This window comes from Streptomyces sp. NPDC054847 (genome assembly GCF_053610925.1).
The window spans coordinates 1-2,392 of sequence record NZ_JBSGZJ010000683.1 but is presented as its reverse complement, the minus strand read 5'-3'; the positions used below and the strand labels follow the sequence as shown (position 1 = coordinate 2,392).

Below are 2,392 nucleotides of genomic sequence, written 5' to 3'. Positions count from 1 at the left end.
GCCGTGCCCCCCGCCGCTTCCGTGGCGCCCGCGCCCTCGGTCGGCAGCGAGCCGCCGGGACCCGGCGCGACCGCCTCTTCGGCGGTGTCGGCGGGCGGCCCCGCGGCCGGGGAACCGGGGGGTGTCCCCCGGGAAGGCGCAGTCACAGCGTGCTCCAGTCCTGGTCGGGATAGCGGTGGACGGGCGCCGACACATCGTCGAGCGCCCGGCGGATCTCGTCAGGAAGACTAAGCGCCTCCACCGACAACGCCGCCATGAGCTGCTGTGCGTTGCGTGCGCCGACGATCGGCGCCACCACGCCCGGCCGGTCCCTCACCCACGCGAGCGCCACCTCCAGCGGCGTCGCCGCCAGGCCGTCGGCCGCCGTGACGACCGCGTCCACGATGCCGCTCGCGGCCTCGTCCAGATACGGCTCCACGAAGGGCGCCATCTGCTCCGACGCGCCCCGGGAGTCGGCCGGCGTGGCCGTCCGGTACTTGCCGGTGAGCACTCCGCGCCCGAGCGGCGACGACGGCAGCAGCCCCACCCCGAGGTCGAGGGCGGCAGGAAGTACCTCCCGCTCCACGCCCCGCTGAAGCAGCGAGTACTCCATCTGCGTGCTCGCGAGCCGCGTGCGTACGCCCGGCGCGGCCAGCTGCCAGGTCGCCGCCTTCGCGAGCTGCCAGCCGCAGAAGTTCGACACGCCCGCATACCGGGCGCGCCCCGTGCTGACGGCGATGTCCAGCGCCTGGAGCGTCTCGTCCAGTGGTGTGTCCGGGTCGAAGGCGTGCACCTGCCACAGGTCCACGTAGTCGGTGCCCAGGCGCGCCAGCGACGCGTCGAGCGCGGCAAGGAGATGACCGCGTGAGCCGTCGAAGCGCCGGTCGGGATCCGGCACGCTGCCCGCCTTGGTCGCTATCACGAGCTCGCTGCGCGGCACGAGCCGCTCGACCAGCTGCCCGAGCAGATACTCCGCGTCCCCGCCGCCGTACACGTCGGCGGTGTCGACCAGCGTGCCGCCCGCCTCCCAGAAAACCTTCAGCTGGTCGGCCGCGTCGTGCTCGTCGGTGTCCCGGCCCCATGTCAGGGTGCCGAGTCCGATGCGGGACACGCGCAGGCCGGTGCGGCCGAGATGCCTCTGCTCCATGGGCGCTGAGATTACTGGCCAGGGGCCCACCCTGAGAGAGCCTGTGGACAACGTGCCCCTGCCGGATCGACCGTACCCGCGCTAGAGTCCGGAGACAGGCACGTTACTGATCAGTAAGAGGGAGCGGTTATGCGGCTCGGCATCAACCTCGGCTACTGGGGCGCGGGCATGGACGGCGACAACCTCGCCGTCGCGCAGGAGGCCGACAGGCTCGGCTACGACGTCTGCTGGGCGGCGGAGGCGTACGGCTCGGACGCCCCGACGGTGCTCAGCTGGGTCGCCGCCCAGACCGAGCGCATCGACGTCGGCTCCGCGATCCTGCAGATCCCGGCCCGTCAGCCGGCCATGACCGCGATGACCGCGGCCACCCTCGACTCGCTCTCGGGCGGCCGTTTCCGGCTGGGCCTCGGCGTCTCCGGACCGCAGGTCTCCGAGGGCTGGTACGGCGTGAAGTTCGACAAGCCACTCGCCCGCACGCGCGAGTACGTCGAGATCGTCCGGAAGGCGATGTCCCGCGAGCGCCTGTCGTACGAGGGTGAGCACTGGACGCTGCCGCTGCCCGATGGGCCGGGCAAGCCGATCAAGCTCACCGTGCACCCGCAGCGTGAGCACATCCCGCTCTACATCGCGGCGATCGGCCCGAAGAACCTGGAGCAGACAGGCGAGATCGCCGACGGCGCTCTGCTGATCTTCCCGTCCGCCGACCACATCGAGGACACCGCGCTGCGCCACATCCGCGCGGGCCGCGAGAAGGCGGGGAGGACGATGGAAGGCTTTGACGTCTGCCCGACCCTGCCGCTCGCCGTGGGCGACGACGTGGCCGGTCTGGCCGACATGTTCCGGCCGTACACCGCGCTGTACGTCGGCGGCATGGGCAGCCGCAAGCAGAACTTCTACAACCAGCTCGCCCAGCGCATGGGTTACGAGAAGGAAGCCGCCGAGATCCAGGACAAGTACCTCGGCGGCGACAAGGCCGGCGCGGCCGCCGCCGTCCCGCACGCACTCATCGACCAGACCGCGCTGCTCGGGCCCGTGGAGCGGATCGCCGACCGGATGCAGGCCTACGCGGCGGCCGGGGTCACCACCCTGACCCTCGCCCCCGCGGGCTTCACGCTCGACGAGCGGATCAGCGCCCTGCGCGCGGGAACCGAGGCCCTGGAGCGCGCGGGCCTCGCCTGAGGCCCCAGGGGCTCCGCCACGGGAAGTCTGCGGCCGTGGTGGGGGCTCGGGGGTCTTCCCCGCCACGGCCGTCACGCGGTACAACGC

Annotated in this window: 2 protein-coding genes; one reads left to right on the top strand and one right to left on the bottom strand. The window is 72.4% G+C overall.

Annotated features, from left to right (window positions below; genetic code table 11):
* Positions 1 to 142 precede the first annotated feature (142 nt).
* On the bottom strand, positions 143 to 1,126 hold the full coding sequence (locus ACWGH4_RS34165) for an aldo/keto reductase (protein ID WP_441266474.1): 984 nt from the start codon (positions 1,124 to 1,126) through the stop codon (positions 143 to 145).
* A gap of 129 nt (positions 1,127 to 1,255) precedes the next feature.
* Here ACWGH4_RS34165 and ACWGH4_RS34160 point away from each other — a divergent pair, with 129 nt between their 5' ends.
* Positions 1,256 to 2,305 (top strand): LLM class F420-dependent oxidoreductase, encoded by a 1,050-nt coding sequence (locus tag ACWGH4_RS34160; protein ID WP_364601397.1) that lies wholly within the window; start codon positions 1,256 to 1,258, stop codon positions 2,303 to 2,305.
* The last annotated feature ends 87 nt before the right edge of the window (positions 2,306 to 2,392 follow it).

What these genes read in the sequence shown, in the direction of transcription:
- ACWGH4_RS34160 (WP_364601397.1), top strand. Translation starts at nt 1,256, where the DNA reads ATGCGGCTCGGCATCAACCTCGGCTACTGGGGCGCGGGCATGGACGGC.
- ACWGH4_RS34165 (WP_441266474.1), bottom strand. Translation starts at nt 1,126, where the DNA reads ATGGAGCAGAGGCATCTCGGCCGCACCGGCCTGCGCGTGTCCCGCATC.